We start from the raw sequence: 19,476 nt of genomic DNA on the forward strand, positions 1-19,476 counted from the left end.
GAGCACAGGCGTAGGGGCTTTCCCGCGGTTCGGAAAGCCCTCTTGCTCAAGACCAACACCAAAGACTGACAGTCATGCAATCACCGCATGACTTCCAATCAGTCGACCGCTGACGCGATCAAGTGATCCAGATGACCGGTCTTGATGTAGATGAGGCACCCTTCGTCGCTTCTGATCCAGGGGCCAAAGCCAGTCGGGCTGCGCAGCCATGTCCCGGCGGGATAGGTGCCATTCTCGTCGGCAAAGCTGCCCTTGATGACAAATATCTCCTCGGACGCCCCTGTTCCGGGCAGATCCCCCTGCGTTCCCGGCTCGATACGGACCAGACGCACAGTCTCTCCCGGGACCTCGTGCAGAGGCAATTCCCACAAGCCTTTCGCCGTGCCCGGACGGAATTCGGCATTCCGGGTTTCGATGGCTTTCTGCTCCGTATCCTTTTCGTCGAACTGGCACAGTTTGACGAGGATCGTTGCCCCCTCCGGTCCGATATGCGGGCGGTGAGAGGTGCCAATCGGATTTCGCACATAGGTTCCCGCCGGATAGTCAGCGTGTTCGTCGGAAAAGACCCCCTCCAGCACCAGAAACTCTTCACCGCCGCCATGGGTATGTGGATCAAAGGTGCTGTTGGGCGCAAAACGGACGATGGTTGTGGCGCGGGCCACCTCCTCTCCGATCCGGTCCAGCATCATGCGCTCCACACCCGCGGCGGGCGATGCGCGCCATTGATAGTCCTCCGGGCGGATGACCACGCGCTGCGAAAAATCCGCGTTGATTTCCATATCGGCTGTCCCTTCCTGCGCCGCGTTGGCGGCCCTCCTCCGAAATATAGAAACCCGCGCCGGCAATGCGACCCCGGAGAAGACGCCAGCCAGTTCGACAATGTCTGCTATTTCTTACCGAAGGCGAAGATGTCCTGTTGGATGACGCCTGGTTCGTCATCTACGTCCAACAGCAACCTCTGCGGTCCGGCGTATTGTCCGGTGCAGACTTTGCCTCAGGGTCCAAGAAAAATGCCCCGCCTGCCGATAGGCAAGCGGGGCCAGTTCGTGCCGCAAGGGTAGGTTGCGGCATCGGCGGTGTCTGTTGAATTGTCTGATATGGTCAGGAGGGCCGTTCGGTCATCTCTGCCCGAATTTGCTGGCGCAGCACGTCGATCGGAACGGTCTTGCCATCCCGTTTGAAGCACCAGTAGGTCCAGCCATTGCAGGAGGGTGCGCCTTCCAGTTGCGCCCCGACCTGATGGATCGAGCCCTTGACCTCGTTCCCGACCAGCGTTCCGTCTGCGCGCACCTTAGCCTTGTGACGGCCGTTCATGCTCCACAGTTCCTCACCCGGGCGCAGCATGCCACGCTCGACCAGTTGACCGAAGGGCACGCGCGGCTCTGCGCGCTTGGACGTACTGACCTGCAGCGATGCCTTGTCAAAGGCGCGCACCTTGGCGATGCGTTTCTCGGCCACTTCGCGATAGGCGGCCTCTCGTTCGATCCCGATGAAATCACGGCCCAGCATCTTGGCCACCGCGCCTGTCGTCCCCGTGCCAAAGAAAGGGTCCAGCACCACGTCACCGGGTTTGGTCGACCCCACCAGGACACGATGCAGCAGCGACTCCGGCTTTTGTGTCGGATGGGCCTTGTCCCCGTTGCCATCCTTCAGCCGCTCGCCGCCATTGCAGATCGGCAAGACCCAGTCGCTGCGCATCTGGATACCTTCGTTCAGCGACTTCAGCGCCTCATAGTTGAAGGTATATTTCGCCCCCTCGCTTTTGGACGCCCAGATCATCGTTTCATGCGCATTGGTGAACCGCTTGCCGCGAAAGTTCGGCATCGGGTTCGACTTGCGCCAGACAACATCGTTCAGGATCCAGTAGCCCGCATCCTGCAGCGCGGCCCCCACACGAAAGATGTTGTGATATGAGCCGATCACCCAGATCGCCCCGTCGGGCTTGAGCAATCGGCGCGCCGCTGCGAGCCAGTCTTGGGTAAACTTGTCGTAGGCGGCAAAACTCGAAAACTGGTCCCAGTGATCGTCGACGGCATCCACCTCTGAGTTGTCGGGGCGATGCAAGGCGCCCTTCAACTGCAGATTGTAGGGCGGATCGGCGAAGATCAGGTCGACCGAAGCCTCGGGGAGGCGTTGCATCACTTCGATGCAATCCCCGGACAGGATCGTGTTGATGGGGAGCGCATTGGCGCCCGTCACCTTGGTCATTGTCGTCATTCTCTGCCTCTGTCCCGCGGCGCTTTTTGCGCTCATTGGTTAAACAGAAGATGAGTCATCCCTGATTCGCGGTCAATTCTATTTTTGAATCAGGGACTTGAGTTTTTTGCTTGCCACAAGATATCGCGCACCGGGGCGAAAGACCGTCTATGGAAGGGGGTAACCCCCAAATCTCGGAGTGCAGATTTGTGACACTTTGTGGGGTAGCCGGCGTTTGTTTCCCAACCGTATCCGGGGAACTGCACGGCGGCCTTTTTCATGACGTCATCGCGCCACTTTTTGGCCACAATTGACGCAGCGGCAATCGACGGTGAAAGCGCGTCGCCGCCCACCACCGGGGTCGCGTCACAGGGGAGTCCCGCCGGGATCTTGTTGCCGTCGATCAAAAGGTGATCGGGCACCACCGGCAAATCCGCCACCGCGCGCCGCATCGCCAACAGGCTGGCCTGCAGAATGTTGATCTCGTCGATTTCTTCGACAGTGGCCTGTCCCAGACCAACCAGCGCGCTTTGCCGCAATAAGGCCTCCAGCAGCACGCGGCGCTTGACGCTCAGCTTTTTTGAATCGTTCAGGCCCTCAGGGATGCTTTCGGGATTCAGAACCACCGCAGCGGCCACAACTGGACCGGCCAGCGGGCCGCGCCCAACCTCGTCAACGCCCGCCACCTGACCGCAGCCCCGCGCCCAAAGCGCCTTTTCCAGCGTCATCTCAAGCGGAGCAAGCACAGCTTCAATTTTTGCCCTGCCGGGCATCGGACAGCTGTTGAGCCTCGTCTTCCAGATAGGCTGCAATCAATGACAGGATCGCGGCCTCCTCGCTCACCTTTTTGGCAGAGGTCCACATCGCCAGCCGAGCCCGCTCTTCGCAGTTCAACTGCAACAGGATGGGCCGCCTGTCGCCGGGACCGACCGTCTCGCGCCAGCCCTGCCCCGCATCCAATGCATTTCGCAGGGTTTGCCGCACAAGGTAGGCCAAAGGCACATGCGCGCTGGACTGCAGAACCAAGGCCTTTCGCAGGTGTTCTGGCAGAGCAAGGTTCAAGGCTTTTCTCGCATCGCGGCGACTCATTTCAGGGACCTCGTGGCAGAGCGACGTCGACTCTATCAGATCGTGCGGTCGCCGCGAGGCCCGATCTCGCAACAGTGTTTTCGCATTCTACGGCAAGTGGTGGACACAGCCCGGTTTTCCCGTCAATCGACCCGCACAACAGCTTGCCGCACATCAGCCAGAGACTTCAATGACCGACACCTGTTACCTTTTCGTTTACGGAACCCTGATGACGGTAGCGGATCATCCGATCGGCCACCGACTGCGTGAAGACGCCTCTCTGGTTGGTCACGGCTGGATTCGCGCCTGTCTCTACACCATCGACGACCCCGAAGAACCGGGGAACCTGTATCCCGGCGCAGTTCCTTCGGGCCACGAAGAAGACCGGGTATTCGGAGAGGTCTACACCCTGCGGAATACCGGCAGCCTGTTGCCCGCCCTGGACGAGTATGAGGCCTGTGATGCGTCACGTCCCGAGCCGCATGAGTTCCTGCGTCGCAGCGTCCCCGTTACCCTGCACGATGGCCGTGTCGTGGCCTCGGTTTGCTACTTCTATGCATGGGATCTGTCCCGCGCGACCCGCATTCCCTCTGGTCGCTTTGACCGAAGCGCGCCGCACACCCGCTAAACCCCGACCGACACACCGCGCGCCGGAGTATCGATAGCTCAGGTGCCGCCCAGCGTGCGGTTCACCACGCGGGTCAATTCATTCAGCTGAACCGGTTTCGTCAGTTTGGTAAATCCGTTGGACTTGCTGTGACCGTTTTCAACGGCACTTTTCGCATAGCCGGTCATCAGGACGATCTTCAGGTCCGGCATTTCCTGTGACGCGGCTTCTGCAAGGTCGGTTCCCTGCATTTCTCCGGGCATCACCACATCCGTCAACAACAGGCGGATGTCGGGTGTGCCGCGCAAAACATCCAAAGCGGTGCTGCCTTCGGGCGCTTCGAGCACCTCGAACCCCAAGAGACGCATTTGCCGGACAACCATTCGGCGCACCTCCGGATCATCATCAACAACTAGCACGCGCCCCTGATGCAATGTCTCGCCCACCGGATCGGGCAATGGTTCCGCTGCTGGCCGGGCCAACCTCCCCTTCGCCGGGAAATACATCTTTACGGTCGTGCCCTCTCCGAGCTCACTGTAAATCTGCACCGACCCGCCCGATTGCTTGACGAAGCCATAGACTAGGGGCAGCCCAAGACCCGTTCCCTTGTCGACGGGTTTGGTGGTGAAAAAGGGCTCAAACACGCGTTTCAACTCGGCAGGCTTGATGCCGCTGCCGGTATCGCTGACCGCGATCATGACATATTGTCCGGGATCGAGTTCTGCGCCATGCCCGTCGCAATAGGCCTCATCCAGCCGCACGTTCGCGGATTCGACGGTCAGGACACCTGTCTCTGGCATCGCGTCCCGGGCGTTGATCACAAGGTTCAGCAGGGCGTTTCCGAATTGGGAGCGGTCGACCTCTACCGCCGACAATCCAGCCCCCAATACCGTCTCCACCTCGATCGTCGCGGGCAGCGTGCGGCGGATGACCTCTCTCATGTCGCGGATGATGGTATTTGAGTCAATCAACTCGGGCGTCAGCGCCGCTTTGCGTCCAAAGGCCAGAAGTTTCCGCGTCAGATCACTTCCGCGATGGGTCGCCTGTATCGCCGCATCAATCAATTCTGCGGAATGCTCCTCTGCCCTGGACTCGGCAATGAGTTCCAGATTGCCAAGGATCACCGCCAGAAGATTGTTGAAATCATGCGCGATGCCAGCCGTAAGGCGGCCAACGGACTCCAGTTTCTGCGCTTCAGCCAGATGCGCTTCGGTGGCTTTCTGGGTGGTGATGTCCAGAGAGGCGCAGATTTCCTTGACGATCTTACCGGACGCGTCGCTCAGGGGACGGACGATTGCCCGGATCCACCGGGTTCCCTGGTCAGACTGGACGCGGTACTCCATCTCAACCGTTTCGCCCTTTTCGACCTTTTCGCTCCACAGCGCGACCTTGTCCCGGTCTTCAGGGTGGATCAGGGGAAAACCGCCACCGGATCGCGACACCCCGGCCAGAAACTGTTCCCTCGTGGTGCCGTAGTTCTTGAGGTGCTGTTCGGACACCACAATCGGCGCATCGTTAATTGGGTCCCAGATGTAATACCCGAGCTTGATCAATTGGCTGGCCAACAACAGCGGCTCTTCCTGATCGCGCCGCTGGGTTTCAAGCAGGGCGTTGTAATGGGCATCCCGCTGTTCGCGCAGACGCCCCAATATGAAACCCGCAAAAATGAAAACTGCCACACCGAACACGACGTATGGCCAACCGCCGGTCAGTGTCGCTGGCCCAAATCCTTCGATGTAGCCGTGCACCACCAGTATCGCGGCCAGCACGCCGCTGAAGCTGCCGACCAGTCGTCCGCCGAAATATCCAGCATGACCAACGGTGACGAGCAACAGCAGGAACGGCACGGGAATGACCCCCCGGCCAAGGTGCGTCATCTCGATCATGAAGATCACGACAACGGTCGGCAGGATGCTCCACAAGGCGCGGCGCAAAGGCGGCCACTCGGCGTCGGAAAACAGATGCTGAAATATCTTGTGCGGAGACATGGAGCCATGATGGACAAGGATGCGATATGAATACCTGATCACTGGATGTTTTCCACCCAGCTTGAGATTTGAGTGCCGCTTGGGTCGCGATTGCCACGTTTCCGCAATACCCGGGCAGGCCCGAACCCAAAGCTGCCGCCTACCTTACCTGAAAAAGAAAAGGGGCCGCCCAAAGGGCAGCCCCAAATCGTGTCACGCGCTTGGGCGTGGCTTACATCATGCCGCCCATGCCGCCCATGTCGGGCATGCCGCCGCCGGCGCCTGCGCCTTCTTTCTGCGGCTTGTCGGCCACCATCGCTTCGGTGGTGATCAGCAGGCCTGCAACCGAAGATGCATCTTCCAGCGCGGTACGGACAACCTTGGCCGGGTCGATGACGCCGAATGCGAACATGTCGCCGTACTCACCGGTCTGGGCGTTGTAACCGAACTTGAGGTCGTTCGATTCACGCACCTTGCCAGCAACGACGGAACCGTCGACACCTGCGTTGGATGCGATCTGACGCAGCGGCGCTTCCAGAGCGGCGCGGATGATCGAGATACCGCGGTCCTGGTCAGCGTTTTCGCCCTTCAGGCCGTCGAGCGCCTTGGCGCCCTGAACCAGAGCAACACCGCCGCCGACGACAACGCCTTCCTGCACGGCTGCGCGGGTCGCGTTCAGAGCATCGTCCACACGGTCCTTACGCTCTTTCACTTCGACTTCGGTCATGCCGCCAACGCGGATGACGGCAACGCCGCCTGCCAGCTTGGCAACGCGTTCCTGCAGCTTTTCACGGTCGTAGTCCGAAGTGGTTTCTTCGATCTGGGTACGGATCTGGGAAACACGTGCTTCGATCTCGGCCTTTTCACCTGCGCCGTCGACGATGGTGGTCTCATCCTTGGTGATCGAGACCTTCTTGGCAGTGCCAAGCATGTCCATGGTCACCGACTCCAGCTTCATGCCGAGGTCTTCGGAGATCACCTGACCGCCGGTCAGGATCGCGATGTCCTGCAGCATGGCCTTACGGCGATCGCCGAAGCCCGGTGCCTTGACGGCTGCGATTTTCAGGCCGCCGCGCAGCTTGTTGACCACGAGGGTCGCCAGCGCTTCGCCTTCGACGTCTTCAGCAATGATCAGCAGCGGCTTCTGCGACTGGATCACCTGCTCGAGCAGCGGAACCATCGGCTGCAGCGACGAGAGTTTCTTCTCGTGCAGCAGGATCATGCAGTCTTCGAGATCTGCAATCATCTTGTCCGGGTTGGTCACAAAGTAGGGCGACAGGTAGCCGCGGTCGAACTGCATGCCTTCGACAACATCGGTCTCGGTCTCGAGGCCTTTGTTCTCTTCGACGGTGATGACACCCTCGTTGCCGACCTTCTGCATGGCGTCGGCGATCTGGCGACCGATTTCGGCCTCACCGTTGGCGGAGATGGTACCAACCTGAGCCACTTCGTCGGAGTTCTCGACGGTGCGGGCTGCGTCCTTGATGGCCTGCACGACCTTGGCGGTCGCCGCGTCGATGCCGCGCTTGAGGTCCATGGGGTTCATGCCGGCGGCAACCGCCTTCATGCCTTCCTTGACGATGGCCTGAGCCAGAACCGTCGCGGTGGTGGTGCCGTCACCGGCTTCGTCGTTGGTGCGGGAAGCAACTTCCTTCACCATCTGCGCGCCCATGTTCTCGAACTTGTCTTCCAGTTCGATCTCTTTGGCGACAGACACACCGTCCTTGGTGATGCGCGGGGCGCCGAACGACTTGTCCAGAACCACGTTGCGGCCCTTCGGGCCGAGGGTCACCTTCACCGCGTCGGCGAGGATGTTGACACCCTTCAGCATCTTTGCGCGGGCGTCGGTGTCGAATTTCACGTCTTTTGCGGACATCTAATCTTCTCCTATTAGACAGAATGGGGACAATGCGACGGGCGCTACAGCGCCCCGTCGATCACGACAGGTGTTCAGGCCGCGGCTGCGGCTGCGTCGTTTTCGATGATCCCCAGGATGTCGCTTTCCTTCATGATCAGCAGCTCTTCGCCACCAACGGTGACTTCGGTGCCGGACCATTTGCCGAAAAGTATACGGTCGCCTTCCTTGACGGCCATCTCGATCAGCTCGCCGCTGTCCTTACGTGCGCCTTCGCCACACGAGACAACCACGCCTTCTGCCGGCTTTTCCTTGGCGCTATCCGGAATGATCAGGCCACCAGCAGTTTTCTCGTCGCCTTCGATGCGGCGAACCAGCACGCGGTCATGAAGCGGTTTGAATGCCATCTTCGAGTCTCCTAGCTCAAAGTTTCTCCCAAGCCCCCAAAAGTCGGGGCCGTTATCACTCACTGTCGTCGAGTGCTAACGACGCTGAGTTAAGGATCGGCCCGAGTCGTGTCAACCGACGGCTGGAAAAAAATAGATCCACCCGACCGGCGATACCGCGATGATTGGTATTCGAAATTCGCATACCGGACCTGCGCCAAGTGGGATGCGCAAACCGATGCTGGCTCAAGCCCCTGTTCCCCCACACCACTTTCGACCGGTTGGCACCAAAACCCCCTCTTGAGCGGACGCTTGAACGGTCAGGGGGGCTGACCTACGCTGGGTCAGCGCAGCCCGCGCCTCCCAACCAGAGCCCCGCCATGCCAACACCTGTCGCCGCGCCCCTGCGCCATGCCCCGATGCCGTCGCAGACCGACAACATGCGCGGGATCATCCTGATGGCGCTTGGCTTCTTTTCATTCGCGGCCTGCGACGTACAGGCAAAGTTCCTGACAGACGCCTTGCATCCGGTGCAAATCGTCTGGTTCCGGCAGATCGGTCTGGCGCTTGGCATTCTTGTCATTCTTGCCATCAGGGGGACGCAGATCCTGCGATCCCACCTGCCTTTGCTGCAAATCGCGCGCGGCGTCACGGCGGTCTGCTCGGCCATCTGTTTCATCATAGCGGTGACCTATGTGCCGTTGGCCGATGTCGTGGCCGTGACCTTCATCGCGCCGTTCCTTGTCACCATCATGGGGGCCACGATCCTGCGTGAACCCGTGGGCATCCGCCGCTGGATCGCCGTCATCATCGGCTTTGTAGGGATGCTGATCGTGATCCGTCCCGGCATGGGGGTGCTGCATCCGGCCATCGGGTTCGCGGTTGTCGCCGCCACCTTCTTTGCCGTCCGGCAGGTGCTGTCGCGCAGCCTCAGCGGGGCCGACCCGATCCTGACCACCGTGGCCTATACCTCGCTCACCTCGATCGCGTTGGTCAGCGTGGCGTTGCCGTTTGTCTGGGTTACCCCCACCGATCCCACCCTCTGGATGGTCATTGTCGGGCTGGCGGTGACCGCGGGCCTTGGAGAGGTGCTGGTGATCCGCGCGTTGGACATCGCGCAGGCGGTTGTGGTCGCACCACTGCATTACTCGCTGATCATCTGGGGTACGTTCTACGGCTATGTCGTCTTTGCGGACCTGCCCGATGGCTGGACGCTATTTGGATGCAGCATCATCATCGCCTCGGGTCTGTTCACCCTGTACCGAGAGCGCATGGCCGCGAAGTCGCGCGGGCCCGACGCGTAGACAACGCAAAACCATTGCGCGGTGGCCGGAGGTGCCACATGCTCGACCTTTGACAGGGAGAGCGACAGGTCATGACCCATGAATGCGAACCCGCCCAGCGCAGCTATCAGGGAGACCTGACGGATTCGCGTCGCTGGGACGCCTTTCAGCCGCGTGCGGGCGATATCGTCGTGTCGACCCCACCCAAGTGCGGCACCACGTGGACGCAGGCGATCCTTGCCATGCTGATCGCAGGCGATCCGCTGGTCGATGCCCAGACCTCGATGAAATCGCCGTGGATCGACATCAATGTCCGTGACCTTGACGAGGTCATGTCCCGACTGGAGGCGCAGGACCACCGCCGTCAGGTCAAGACGCACACGCCCTTCGACGGCATTCCGATCTGGCCGCACCTGCGCTACATCACCGTCTACCGGCATCCCATCGATGTGCATTTCTCGTTCCGCAAACACGTGCAGAACATGGCCTTTGATTTTGGCGATGAGTATTACCCCGACGACCTGTCCGAAGGGTTCCGCCTGTTTCTGGAAGGCGATCATTTCGACGCCGTCAGCCTTGAATCGATCCTGACCCATTACCGCGAAACTCTGGCGCGCGAACCGCGTGAGAACCTGACGCGCCTGCATTACGCCGACATGACCCGCGACCTGCCTGGCACAGTCGCGCGCATCGCCAAACACACCGGCATGACGCACCCCGAACCGCTGCTGCGGGAGGTCGCCGAGGCCGCAAAGTTCGACAACATGAAGGCCAACGCCAACCGCTTTACCCCCTCGGCAGGGCAAGAATTCTGGCGCAACGATGCCGAATTCTTTCACTCCGCGTCTTCGAACAAGTGGGAAGGCAAGCTGACTGAGGATGATCTGGCCGCCTATGAAAAGCGACTGTCAGAGGCGCTGTCGCCCGAAGACCGGCACTGGCTGGAATGGGGCAGCGCCTAGGGAACGGCCTTAACCCTGCTCCCAGCTATAGGCCCAATGCGCCAGACCTGCGCTGCCCTCCCCTGTCAGCCCGTAGACCCCGGTCGAAACACGCTCGAACCAGCCATAATGGTTGTCGCGCATGATCCGCGTCGCGGCCGGAACGCCCGTCGCCTTTGCCACGTCCTGCCCTCGGCACGGGCCGTGCTCGGCCAGATGCGCGGCGCAGACCAGCGAATCCTGTCGGTAGCCGGTCACGATCCCGTGCCGCGTCGCGCCCCCTTCATTCGGATCACCGCGCAGCCGCGCAAACTCGCGCAGCAGCTTTTCCGTCTTGGCCTTGCGCCGTTGCGGCCGGTGGGGGCCGGGGTCGCACAGAACCTCGACCAGCCCGTCCTCGCGGACCGTGATGAACCCCAAGGACAGCCGCCGGCACATGGCGCGGTTGTCCTTCAGCGCCCGGCGCGCCGTCTTGCCCTTGGGCCGCGCAACGGCGATGTAGACATGCTCTGTCACCGCCAGCCGCGCACAGGCCTGATGGTACAGCGCCAGCGTGATCCGCAGTTTCAGTTCAACGATCACGGGCGGCTCATCGCCGCGAACGGCCACCATGTCGGCGGCCCCGACCTCACCTTTGACGGCAAAGCCCTGCCCTTCCAGATAGGCCTTTACCGGGCCGTAAAGCTCGCTCTCCCGTTGCATGGCGCAACTTTCCTCTCCGCGCCCCCCCTTGTCCAGCCGCCCCAAGGCAAACTAGGGTCCGGACGCTAGGGCAAGACAGCCACCGGGAGACTTCGATGCGCCTGATCCTCATCGCCACGACCCTTTGCAGCCTGCTGGCCGCACCACTGTACGCGGCCTGTGCCGGCCAAAGCCTGCTGAACGCCCTGACCGAAGGTGAAGCGGAGGCCCTGCAAAGCCGCCTAGACGCCACGCCCTATGCCGAAGGAAACCATTGGCGCGCCACACGGGGCGATGACGTTCTACACCTGATCGGCACGATGCACCTGTCCGACGACCGGCTGAACGCCCCGGCTGACCGACTGGCGCCGCTGGTCAAATCCGCCGATCTGCTGTTGCTCGAAATGACGGCTGTCGAAGAGGCCGAATTGCAGGCCAGCCTGCAGAGCGACATGGACATGTTGCTCTTGCCTGACCAGACCCTGCCGGACCTGCTGCCCGAGGAAGACTGGGACCAATTGGCCGAGGCGATGCGCCAGCGCGGGTTGCCGCCATTCATGGGCGCGCGGATGCGGCCCTGGTATGTGTCGATGCTGCTGGCGATCCCTCCTTGCCTGGCCGACCGGTTGGAGGATCGCAACGGGCTGGATGCACGGCTGGAGGCTGCGGCACAAGACGCCGGAGTGCGGACGATGGCGTTGGAACCCTTCGACACCGGCTTTGCCGCCTTCGCCGATCTGCCTATGGACATGCAGATGCTGATGATCCGCTCTGCACTCAGTTCACCGAAGGACGCCGAGGATCTGTTTGAAACCGTTCTGAGCAGCTATTTCGCCGAAACCCATGGGGCCGGGCAGATCGTGCTGGAGGTGCTCTCCCCCCGCCTGACCCCACTGACGGAGGCCGAAACAACCGAGGTTTTCGCGGTGCTGGACGAAGCGCTGATCTCTGGTCGCAACCGCGCCTGGATCCCGGTGATCCTGCAGGCGCTGGACGATACAAAAGGCACCGTCGTCGCGGGCTTTGGCGCCGCACATCTGGGCGGCGAACAGGGTGTGCTCAACCTGTTGAAGCAAGAGGGTTTCGCGTTGGAACGCCTGCCGTTCTGACGCCCCAAAGGGCGGCGCGCAATCGCGCCACCCCATCATTGCACCTGTCAGTCGACGTTCTTGTTCTTGGACCCGATGCCACCATGCATCGTGCCCAGTTCATTCGCCTGTCCACGCACCCCGTCTTCGTTCGGGCGGCTGCCGCTTTTGCCCGGATTGTTGGCGATGCCGTGGATTTGGCCGCCATTGGGTGTCACGCCGTTGGGGTTGGCGTTCAGCGCATCGCCCCCACCCACCTTGCTGTGAATATTCGGATGGATCGTGTCGGCAGGGGTATTGGTGTTCTGCGGTGCGGCCCATGCCAAGGCCGGGATCATGATGAGCAGCGCTGCGGCAAACGATTTCATGAGGATTCTCCTGTTGCTCCCACTTCGAGCGCAGGACTCGCAGAAACCCCTCTAGAAATCGTAAAACTGTAGGGGATGTCCCGCGCCTGACGGAAAAGGCGCGGGACAAGACAGGATCAAGCCTCCAGACCGCGCCCCTTCAACAGGGCCTCGACCCCGGGCATGCGCCCACGGAACTGCAGGTACAACTCCTCGGCCTCGACCGATCCGCCCTTGGACAGGATGAACTCTTCCAGCTTTTGGGCCGTTGCAGGATCAAAGGCCCCGCCCGCCTCCTCAAAGGCGGCAAAGGCATCCGCATCCATCACCTCGGACCACATGTAGCTGTAATAGCCAGACGAATAGCCGTCCCCGGCGAACACATGCGCGAAGTGCGGCGTCGCATGGCGCATGGTAATTGCACGCGGCATCCCCAGCCCTTCCAGCACCTCAGCCTGTTTCTGCATCGGGTCCGCCGGGGCGGGGCCGGAGTGGAATTCCAGATCCACAAGCGCAGAGGCCACATATTCCACCGTCTGGAACCCCATGTCGAAGGTCGCCGCCTTCAGCACCTTGTCCAGCAACGCCTCTGGCATCGGCTCGCCGGTTTCCGCATGGGTTGCGAATTCGCTCAGAACCTCCGGCACTTCCAGCCAGTGTTCGTACAGCTGAGAGGGCAGTTCGACGAAATCCCGCGCCACGGAGGTGCCGGAGACAGAGCCGAATTCCACGTCGGACAGCATCTGGTGCAGGGCGTGCCCGAATTCATGGAACAGCGTGCGCGCATCGTCATAAGACAACAGCGCAGGCTTGCCCGCCGAGGGTTTGGCAAAGTTGCAGACGTTGACGACGATCGGCGTTTCCACCTTTGGCCGCTTGGCCTGAGAGCGGAAGGCAGAACACCACGCGCCCGACCGTTTCGACGCCCGCGCGAAGTAATCGCCGACAAAGACCGCCACATGCTGACCGTCACGGGTCACTTCCCATGCGCGGCAGTCGGGATGATACAGTTCCACGTCCAGCGGCGCGAATTCCAGTCCGAACAGACGCTTGGAACAGGCAAAGGCCGCCTCGATCATGCGGTCCAGTTGCAGGTAGGGCTTCAGCTCGGCCTCATCCAGATCATGCAGGGCCTTGCGCCGCTTTTCGGCGTAGTAACGCCAGTCCCAAGGCTCCAGCGGTCCTGCAATCCCATCCGCCCGCAGCATGGCTTCCATCTCTGCGGCATCCGACAAGGCTGCCCCTTTGGCCGGCTCCCAAACCGCCATCAGCAACTCGCGCACCCGGTCCGGCGTACCGGCCATCTCGGTTTCCAGCTTGTATTGCGCAAAATCATCGTAACCCAACAACCCGGCCCGCTCTTGGCGCAGCTTCAGGATCTCGGCGGCGATGCCTCGGTTGTCCGTCGCGCCACCATTCTCACCGCGCATCACCCAGGCCCGCCAGGCCTTTTCCCGCAGGTCGCGGCGCGGCGAAAACTGCAGGAAAGGCACGATCAAAGACCGCGACAGCGTGACCAGAGGCCCGTCAGCCCCTGCCGCTTCTCCGGCGGCGCGTGCGGCATCCACGACGAAACCGGGCAGACCCTCAAGATCGGCCTCGCTCAACGCCATCGACCAGTCGGACTCGTCCTTCAACAGGTTCTGTGTGAACTCTGTCCCCAGAACCGCCAGCCGCGATTTGACCTCTTTCATCCGCTCGGCATCGGCACCCTTCAGCGCCGCACCGCCCCGGACAAAACCACGATGCGTCAGGTAGAGCACGCGCGCCTCTTCGTCGCTCAGGTCCAGTTCGTCGCGCTGGTCCCAAAGGGTCTGAATCCGGGCAAACAGCGCTTCGTGCGAATTGATGGCAGAGAAATGCGCCGACAGCTTGGGCGAAAAGTCCCGCTGCAGGGCCTGACGCGTGTCGTTGCTGTCAGCGCCTGCCACGTTGAAGAAGGTGCCCAGAACCTTGTCCAGCGCCTCGCCCGCGCCCTCCATCGCCTCGATGGTATTGGCAAAGGTCGGCGCCTCTTCGTTGCCCGCGATCGCCTCGATCTCGGCCATGTGCGATTTCAGCGCCTCTTCCAGCGCGGGCGCGAAATCCTCATCCGTAATCCGGGCAAAGGGCGCGATGCCAAAGGGGGTGTCCCAGTCGGCCAGCAAGGGGTTGGTCATCTCTGTCTCCTGAGTTCTTTGAGGCCAAGCTATGCCTCGCACACGGCTGCTTCAATCCGCGCCTGCGTTTGTTTGAAGGTAGACTTGGGCAAAGCCCCGTTGTTCGGCGACTCAATCCTGCTTTCCGCAGACCGGGCAATCCGCGCGGCGGTTCAGCCGGATCTTGCGCGTCTCACCCCACAGCGCGTCATAGATCAGCATCTCACCCCGCAGGACCGCCCCCGCCCCGGCGATCAGCTTGATACATTCCACCGCCATCATCGAGCCCACGACACCGGGTAACGGCCCCAAAACTCCTGCCTCTGCGCAAGAGGGCGCAAGGCCCGCCGCAGGAGCCTCCGGAAAGATACACTGGTAACAGGGGCCCTCTTCAGCAGGATGGAACACCGATACCTGCCCTTCCCACTGACTGAGCGCGCCGGAAATCAGCGGCTTGCCTGCCGCCACGCAGGCCCGATTCACCATGTAGCGGGTGTCGAAATTGTCGGTGCCATCCAACACGACATCGTAGTCCGCCAGCAGATCATTCACGATCTCCGCTGACAGCCTTCGTTTATAGGGGCGCACTTCGATGTAGGGGTTCAACGCCTCCATCGCGGCCTGCGCGGAAAACACCTTGGGCATGCCGATCCGGGCATCGGTGTGGATGACCTGCCGTTGCAGGTTGCCGCTGTCGACCTCATCATCGTCAATCACGCCGATCACCCCGACGCCCGCTGCCGCAAGGTAGAGCAGCGCTGGCGAGCCAAGGCCGCCGGCCCCCACGACCAGCACCTTGGCCTCTTTCAACCGCTTCTGACCCGGCCCGCCCAATTCCCGCAGCACGATGTGGCGGGCATAACGCTCCAGCTCGCCTTCGCGGAATTTGCTCGGATCAGGCTTGGGGGCGTCGGCCACTTCATGCTGAACGGCCCGCGCCCTGAGCCGCCGAACAATGACGGCATAGCCCAGAGCAAGCGCCGCCAATCCGCCAAGGATCAGCCAGCCCGCTGCGCTGCCGCCCGTGGCCACACGCAGTGGATGGCCGAGCGGCAGCAGCACATGCACCATCAGGACGGCCACATAGAGCAGCCCCAGCATGTAAAGGCGCGCCACAATCGGCGTCTTCATCAGGTGGCCGACGCCCCAGAGCGCCGCCGCAAGCAAAAGAACCACAGCCATCAGCCGCGTCCCGTCGAACCGAAGCCACCCGCGCCTCGGGCGGTCTCTGTCAGCGCCGCCTCCTCGAACAGGGCACGCACCACCGGGGCCACCACCATCTGTGCAATCCGGTCGCCGTGGGCGATGACAAAGGGCTCAGCCCCGGCGTTCATCACGATCACACCCAAGGGGCCGCGATAATCGCTGTCGATGGTGCCCGGCGCATTCGGCAGCGTGATCCCGTGTTTCAGCGCTAGCCCGGAACGCGGCCGGATCTGCACCTCATAGCCGTCCGGCACCGCGATCCGCAGGCCTGTCGGCACCAGCGCGCGCGCCCCGGCTTGTAGCACAATCTGCCCACGGTCAGGCAAGTTGGCCCGCAGGTCCGCACCCGCGGCCCCGGCGGTGGCATAGGTCGGCAGTCCTAGACCTTGATCCGCCTCTTCTTCCCACTGAAAGGAAATCGCGACCTGTTTTGATTCTTGGGTCAAATCTTTATTCCCCGGCCTCAGCCCTTGGTGCCATCCCACGGTCCGGGCGCGCGCAGGACCGCGCCCAGCGCCTCGGCCATCCGGTTGGCCAGCCGTTCGGCCACCTCTCGCTTGGCGGCGCGCGGCCATGTCTCGGCCCCGTCCTCGGAAATCAATACAACGGCGTTCTCCGTCCCACCCATGATGCCCGTGGCGGGTGAGACGTCATTGGCGACGATCCAGTCACAGCCCTTGCGCAGCCGTTTGGCGGTGGCGTGCGCCACGACTTCGTCCGTTTCAGCCGCAAAGCCGACGACCAGCTTTGGCCGCCCCTCCGCCAGATGTGACACTTCTTTCAGGATGTCCGGGTTTTCGGCAAATTCCAGAACGGGCAGCTTGCCACCCTCTTTCTTGATCTTCGACCCGCTGGCAGAGGCCACGCGCCAGTCCGCGACGGCGGCGGCAAAAACGCCCGCCTCGACCGGCAGCGCCTGCATCACCGCCGCGCGCATCTCTTCTGCGGTCTCGACCTCGACCACCTCTACCCCCGTGGGTCGCGCCACATCGGCGGGGCCGGTGACAAAGACAACCTCTGCCCCCAGATCGCGCAGCGCCTCGGCAATGGCCGTGCCCTGCGCGCCGGAGGAGCGGTTGGCGATATAGCGCACCGGGTCGATGGGTTCATGCGTGGGGCCGGAAGTGACAAGCACGCGCCGCCCGGCCAGCGGCCCGGCGGCGAAGTTATCCTCTATCGCGGCGACGATTTCTAGCGGTTCGGCCATCCGGCCCGGCCCGTGTTCACCGCAAGCCATGTCGCCCGAGTTGGGGCCGATCACCCGCACGCCGTCGCCCTGCAGGGTGGCGAGGTTGCGCTGGGTCGCGGGGTGGTTCCACATGCGGACGTTCATGGCGGGGACGATGGCCACCGGGGTGTCCGTCGCCATCAATAGCGTCGTGGCCAGATCATTGGCGAACCCGCCGGCCATCTTGGCCATCAGGTCGGCGGTGCAGGGGGCAACCACCAGGAGGTCCGCGACGCGGCTGAGCTGGATATGGCCCATCTGGGCCTCCTTGGTCAGGTCAAAGAGATCGCGGTGGACCTCTTCGCCGGCAAGGGCCGAGACGCTGAGAGGGGTGACGAACTCTTCGGCGGCGCGGGTCATGACCGGCGTCACCTCTGCCCCGCGCTCACGCAAGCGGCGGATCAGGTCGAGGCATTTGTAGGCGGCGATGCCGCCGCCGATGATCAACAGGATACGTTTTCCGGCCAGCACGACGGACCCTCCAAAAGACCCTCGCACTATGCAACTTGCACCCCTGACCGCAAGGGCCGACCGTGAGCGGCGCGGGGTCTGTCCACGCGTGGACAGGTTAGGGGGAATGCAGGATCAAGGGGTTACAGGCGCGTTTTCACGATGATTTAACCTTTGCGCCCGGCGGCGCGGCGCAAATCTCAGTCCTTGCGGAACGCGGCGCAGGGGTCTTCGCGGTCGACGGGCGGGCTGCTTTCTATCAGGTCAAAGCCGCCCTCTGGCGCGGGGCGGCCATCCTCGGCCTGCCCCAGTGCCCAGATCACCGCGCCTTTTCCGACGGCGGCCAAGAGGTATGTTGCGCCCCAATCCCTGCGGGCGTGGCCGTTGCCGGTGATGACAACCACCGGGCCGCCGGTGTCCTCCAGCGCCTTTGCCGCCTCGGCGGCCAGCAGGGTGTCGCGCACGCGCTGCACATCGACCATCTGGGGCAGCAGGTCCTCTGGCAGGGCGTTACAATGGGACGCCATCTGCAGATCAAGCCGAAGCTGCAACTCTGCGGGGTTGGCGTAGTCGGCCATCAGCAACGCCTGCAGGCCCGGATGCGAGATGGAAACGGAAGAGCGCCCCTGTTCCATCACCGCCCGCGCCCTGTCACGGGGCATTTCGGCCCCGTAATGCGCGGCATCCGGCGCCGCCGCGAAGATCGGATAGTACATCGCGAAATCGGGCCAGCCGCTGCCCGTCCAGCCCAAAGCGGCGTCAAGCGCGGCCTGATCGGCGATCAGCTCGGGCGTCACACGCCCCGCCTCTGCGCTGTCCAGCATTTCCCAGACGATCGCCCGTGGCTGCACCTGCGAAACGATTTCTGCCTGACGGGCGTGATGGCCGGGGTTGTCATGCACCTCGCCCAGAAACAGCACATCGGCATCGGTGGGAACCTCCGCAACAGCGGGCGAGGCAAGGGCCAGCAGGCCAAGGATCAGGCGTTTCATGCGAGGAAGTGAAACACTTCTCCGGACTGCGCTTCAAGCGCCTTGCGCATCTTGCCGAAGGCGGCCGCCTCCAGCTGACGGACGCGTTCCTTGCTGAGGCCCAGTTCATTGCCAAGCGATTCCAGCGTGCGTGTGTCCTCGCGCAGCTTGCGTTCGCGCACGATGAACCGCTCTCGGTCGTTCAGCGCACCCATCGCCTGCACCAGCCAATCGCGCAGCTGTTCGGTGTCATGGGCGTTTTCGACGATTTCGGAGGCTTGCTCGCCGTCATCTTCGATGGTGTCGATCCACTCGCGGCCCTCATCCTCGACCGATTGGGTGGCGTTCAGCGAGTAGTCGGAACCGGAGAGGCGGCCCTCCATCATCTCGACGTCGCGCAACGGCACGCCGATCTCGCTGGCGATCTTGTGGCGCAGTTGATGGCCGTCCAACTCTTCACCCGAGGCTGCGGCCTCACGTTCCAGACGCGCCTGCACGCGGCGCATGTTGAAGAACAGCGATTTCTGCGAAGAGGTCGATCCGGTGCGCACCATCGACCAGTTGCGCATCACATAGTCCTGAATGGACGCCTTGATCCACCAGACCGCGTAGGTCGAAAAGCGCACGCCGCGATCCGGGTCGAATTTGTCGGCGGCTTTCATCAGACCAAGGCTGGCCTCTTGTATCAGGTCGCCCATTGGCGCGCCGTAGCGGCGGAATTTGGACGCCATCGAAATCGCCAGCCGCATGTAGGCCTGAATGAGCCGGTGCAGCGCCTGTTCGTCACGCTCATCGCGCCAGGCATAGGCCAGTTTCAACTCCGTCTCCGCGTCAAGAAGTTCTGCCTTCATGGCGCGGCGGGAAAGGGATTGGTCGCTGAAGGAATCGAGTGCCATTGTTGCTCCCCTGTTGCAAATCTGACCCCGCGGATCGGGGGATTTTACAGTTGTTACGTGGCACCTCGGCAGGTGGATCACAAAATGTCGCGAAATTATGCCTGCCAACCGATCAATCGCGTTCGATGATGGCTTGCCGCACAAACACTCAATTCACGACAGGCGCAC

Annotated in this window: 19 protein-coding genes; 4 read left to right on the forward strand and 15 right to left on the reverse strand. The window is 62.3% G+C overall.

Annotated elements, in window-relative coordinates:
- Positions 1-98: 98 nt before the first annotated feature.
- From ACTXGA_RS11940 to ACTXGA_RS11955, 4 genes are all read right to left on the reverse strand, one after another.
- Entirely contained in the window at positions 99-779 is a 681-nt protein-coding gene (locus tag ACTXGA_RS11940) for a cupin domain-containing protein (RefSeq protein WP_443393908.1), read from the reverse strand.
- A gap of 322 nt (positions 780-1,101) precedes the next feature.
- Entirely contained in the window at positions 1,102-2,217 is a 1,116-nt protein-coding gene (locus tag ACTXGA_RS11945; RefSeq protein ID WP_443393910.1) for a site-specific DNA-methyltransferase, read from the reverse strand.
- Between the two features lie 89 nt (positions 2,218-2,306).
- The gene (gene rnhB, locus ACTXGA_RS11950; protein ID WP_443393911.1) at positions 2,307-2,969 is read right to left on the reverse strand and encodes a ribonuclease HII; all 663 of its coding nucleotides are present in this window, start codon (positions 2,967-2,969) and stop codon (positions 2,307-2,309) included.
- Complete coding sequence (locus tag ACTXGA_RS11955) at positions 2,947-3,258, reverse strand: hypothetical protein (protein WP_443393913.1); 312 nt, start codon at positions 3,256-3,258, stop codon at positions 2,947-2,949. The genes rnhB and ACTXGA_RS11955 overlap by 23 nt, the downstream gene beginning before the upstream one ends.
- 196 nt (positions 3,259-3,454) lie before the next feature.
- Here ACTXGA_RS11955 and ACTXGA_RS11960 point away from each other — a divergent pair, with 196 nt between their 5' ends.
- Complete coding sequence (locus ACTXGA_RS11960) at positions 3,455-3,892, forward strand: gamma-glutamylcyclotransferase family protein (RefSeq protein WP_443393915.1); 438 nt, start codon at positions 3,455-3,457, stop codon at positions 3,890-3,892.
- 38 nt (positions 3,893-3,930) lie between these two features.
- Here the strand turns inward: ACTXGA_RS11960 and ACTXGA_RS11965 are convergent, their stop codons facing one another.
- From ACTXGA_RS11965 to ACTXGA_RS11975, 3 genes are all read right to left on the reverse strand, one after another.
- Positions 3,931-5,901: an ATP-binding protein gene (locus tag ACTXGA_RS11965; RefSeq protein WP_443393916.1), complete on the reverse strand. Its 1,971-nt coding sequence runs from the start codon at positions 5,899-5,901 to the stop codon at positions 3,931-3,933.
- A gap of 169 nt (positions 5,902-6,070) precedes the next feature.
- Complete coding sequence (gene groL, locus ACTXGA_RS11970) at positions 6,071-7,714, reverse strand: chaperonin GroEL (protein ID WP_443393918.1); 1,644 nt, start codon at positions 7,712-7,714, stop codon at positions 6,071-6,073.
- A gap of 74 nt (positions 7,715-7,788) precedes the next feature.
- Complete coding sequence (locus ACTXGA_RS11975) at positions 7,789-8,100, reverse strand: co-chaperone GroES (RefSeq protein ID WP_443393920.1); 312 nt, start codon at positions 8,098-8,100, stop codon at positions 7,789-7,791.
- Between the two features lie 359 nt (positions 8,101-8,459).
- On the opposite strand from ACTXGA_RS11975, the gene ACTXGA_RS11980 reads away from it, so the two are divergent.
- Together ACTXGA_RS11980 and ACTXGA_RS11985 are read left to right on the forward strand one after the other, a co-directional pair.
- Positions 8,460-9,383: a DMT family transporter gene (locus ACTXGA_RS11980; protein WP_443393921.1), complete on the forward strand. Its 924-nt coding sequence runs from the start codon at positions 8,460-8,462 to the stop codon at positions 9,381-9,383.
- A 71-nt stretch (positions 9,384-9,454) separates the two neighbouring features.
- Positions 9,455-10,324: a sulfotransferase domain-containing protein gene (locus tag ACTXGA_RS11985; protein WP_443393923.1), complete on the forward strand. Its 870-nt coding sequence runs from the start codon at positions 9,455-9,457 to the stop codon at positions 10,322-10,324.
- A gap of 9 nt (positions 10,325-10,333) precedes the next feature.
- Here ACTXGA_RS11985 and ACTXGA_RS11990 read toward each other — a convergent pair whose 3' ends face one another.
- On the reverse strand, positions 10,334-11,005 hold the full coding sequence (locus tag ACTXGA_RS11990; protein ID WP_443393925.1) for a DUF2161 domain-containing phosphodiesterase: 672 nt from the start codon (positions 11,003-11,005) through the stop codon (positions 10,334-10,336).
- 95 nt (positions 11,006-11,100) lie between these two features.
- Here ACTXGA_RS11990 and ACTXGA_RS11995 point away from each other — a divergent pair, with 95 nt between their 5' ends.
- Positions 11,101-12,093 (forward strand): TraB/GumN family protein, encoded by a 993-nt coding sequence (locus tag ACTXGA_RS11995; protein WP_443393926.1) that lies wholly within the window; start codon positions 11,101-11,103, stop codon positions 12,091-12,093.
- Positions 12,094-12,140: 47 nt separating this feature from the next.
- Here the strand turns inward: ACTXGA_RS11995 and ACTXGA_RS12000 are convergent, their stop codons facing one another.
- The 7 genes from ACTXGA_RS12000 to ACTXGA_RS12030 form a co-directional block, all read right to left on the reverse strand.
- On the reverse strand, positions 12,141-12,440 hold the full coding sequence (locus ACTXGA_RS12000; RefSeq protein ID WP_443393928.1) for a hypothetical protein: 300 nt from the start codon (positions 12,438-12,440) through the stop codon (positions 12,141-12,143).
- Between the two features lie 116 nt (positions 12,441-12,556).
- The gene (locus ACTXGA_RS12005) at positions 12,557-14,578 is read right to left on the reverse strand and encodes a M3 family metallopeptidase (protein ID WP_443393930.1); all 2,022 of its coding nucleotides are present in this window, start codon (positions 14,576-14,578) and stop codon (positions 12,557-12,559) included.
- Positions 14,579-14,689: 111 nt separating this feature from the next.
- Positions 14,690-15,739 carry a HesA/MoeB/ThiF family protein gene (locus ACTXGA_RS12010; protein ID WP_443393931.1) on the reverse strand — a complete coding sequence of 350 codons (1,050 nt, stop codon included), beginning with the start codon at positions 15,737-15,739 and terminating at the stop codon, positions 14,690-14,692.
- Positions 15,739-16,209 carry a dUTP diphosphatase gene (gene dut, locus ACTXGA_RS12015; protein WP_443393933.1) on the reverse strand — a complete coding sequence of 157 codons (471 nt, stop codon included), beginning with the start codon at positions 16,207-16,209 and terminating at the stop codon, positions 15,739-15,741. The genes ACTXGA_RS12010 and dut overlap by 1 nt, the downstream gene beginning before the upstream one ends.
- Positions 16,210-16,226: 17 nt before the next feature.
- The gene (gene coaBC, locus ACTXGA_RS12020) at positions 16,227-17,462 is read right to left on the reverse strand and encodes a bifunctional phosphopantothenoylcysteine decarboxylase/phosphopantothenate--cysteine ligase CoaBC (protein ID WP_443393935.1); all 1,236 of its coding nucleotides are present in this window, start codon (positions 17,460-17,462) and stop codon (positions 16,227-16,229) included.
- Positions 17,463-17,641: 179 nt separating this feature from the next.
- Positions 17,642-18,433, reverse strand: a complete 792-nt coding sequence (locus ACTXGA_RS12025) for a ChaN family lipoprotein (protein ID WP_443393936.1) — start codon at positions 18,431-18,433, stop codon at positions 17,642-17,644.
- Positions 18,430-19,308 carry an RNA polymerase factor sigma-32 gene (locus ACTXGA_RS12030; RefSeq protein ID WP_443393938.1) on the reverse strand — a complete coding sequence of 293 codons (879 nt, stop codon included), beginning with the start codon at positions 19,306-19,308 and terminating at the stop codon, positions 18,430-18,432. The genes ACTXGA_RS12025 and ACTXGA_RS12030 overlap by 4 nt, the downstream gene beginning before the upstream one ends.
- Positions 19,309-19,476: the final 168 nt, after the last annotated feature.

This window comes from Antarctobacter jejuensis (genome assembly GCF_052266595.1).
GTDB classification, from domain to species: Bacteria; Pseudomonadota; Alphaproteobacteria; order Rhodobacterales; family Rhodobacteraceae; genus Antarctobacter; species Antarctobacter jejuensis.

What these genes read in the sequence shown, in the direction of transcription:
- ACTXGA_RS12030 (WP_443393938.1), bottom strand. Translation starts at nt 19,308, where the DNA reads ATGGCACTCGATTCCTTCAGCGACCAATCCCTTTCCCGCCGCGCCATG.
- ACTXGA_RS11980 (WP_443393921.1), top strand. Translation starts at nt 8,460, where the DNA reads ATGCCAACACCTGTCGCCGCGCCCCTGCGCCATGCCCCGATGCCGTCG.
- ACTXGA_RS11940 (WP_443393908.1), bottom strand. Translation starts at nt 779, where the DNA reads ATGGAAATCAACGCGGATTTTTCGCAGCGCGTGGTCATCCGCCCGGAG.
- ACTXGA_RS11985 (WP_443393923.1), top strand. Translation starts at nt 9,455, where the DNA reads ATGACCCATGAATGCGAACCCGCCCAGCGCAGCTATCAGGGAGACCTG.
- ACTXGA_RS11995 (WP_443393926.1), top strand. Translation starts at nt 11,101, where the DNA reads ATGCGCCTGATCCTCATCGCCACGACCCTTTGCAGCCTGCTGGCCGCA.
- ACTXGA_RS11960 (WP_443393915.1), top strand. Translation starts at nt 3,455, where the DNA reads ATGACCGACACCTGTTACCTTTTCGTTTACGGAACCCTGATGACGGTA.
- groL (WP_443393918.1), bottom strand. Translation starts at nt 7,714, where the DNA reads ATGTCCGCAAAAGACGTGAAATTCGACACCGACGCCCGCGCAAAGATG.
- ACTXGA_RS12000 (WP_443393928.1), bottom strand. Translation starts at nt 12,440, where the DNA reads ATGAAATCGTTTGCCGCAGCGCTGCTCATCATGATCCCGGCCTTGGCA.
- ACTXGA_RS12010 (WP_443393931.1), bottom strand. Translation starts at nt 15,739, where the DNA reads ATGGCTGTGGTTCTTTTGCTTGCGGCGGCGCTCTGGGGCGTCGGCCAC.
- ACTXGA_RS12025 (WP_443393936.1), bottom strand. Translation starts at nt 18,433, where the DNA reads ATGAAACGCCTGATCCTTGGCCTGCTGGCCCTTGCCTCGCCCGCTGTT.
- ACTXGA_RS11945 (WP_443393910.1), bottom strand. Translation starts at nt 2,217, where the DNA reads ATGACGACAATGACCAAGGTGACGGGCGCCAATGCGCTCCCCATCAAC.
- rnhB (WP_443393911.1), bottom strand. Translation starts at nt 2,969, where the DNA reads ATGCCCGGCAGGGCAAAAATTGAAGCTGTGCTTGCTCCGCTTGAGATG.
- ACTXGA_RS12005 (WP_443393930.1), bottom strand. Translation starts at nt 14,578, where the DNA reads ATGACCAACCCCTTGCTGGCCGACTGGGACACCCCCTTTGGCATCGCG.
- ACTXGA_RS11975 (WP_443393920.1), bottom strand. Translation starts at nt 8,100, where the DNA reads ATGGCATTCAAACCGCTTCATGACCGCGTGCTGGTTCGCCGCATCGAA.
- ACTXGA_RS11990 (WP_443393925.1), bottom strand. Translation starts at nt 11,005, where the DNA reads ATGCAACGGGAGAGCGAGCTTTACGGCCCGGTAAAGGCCTATCTGGAA.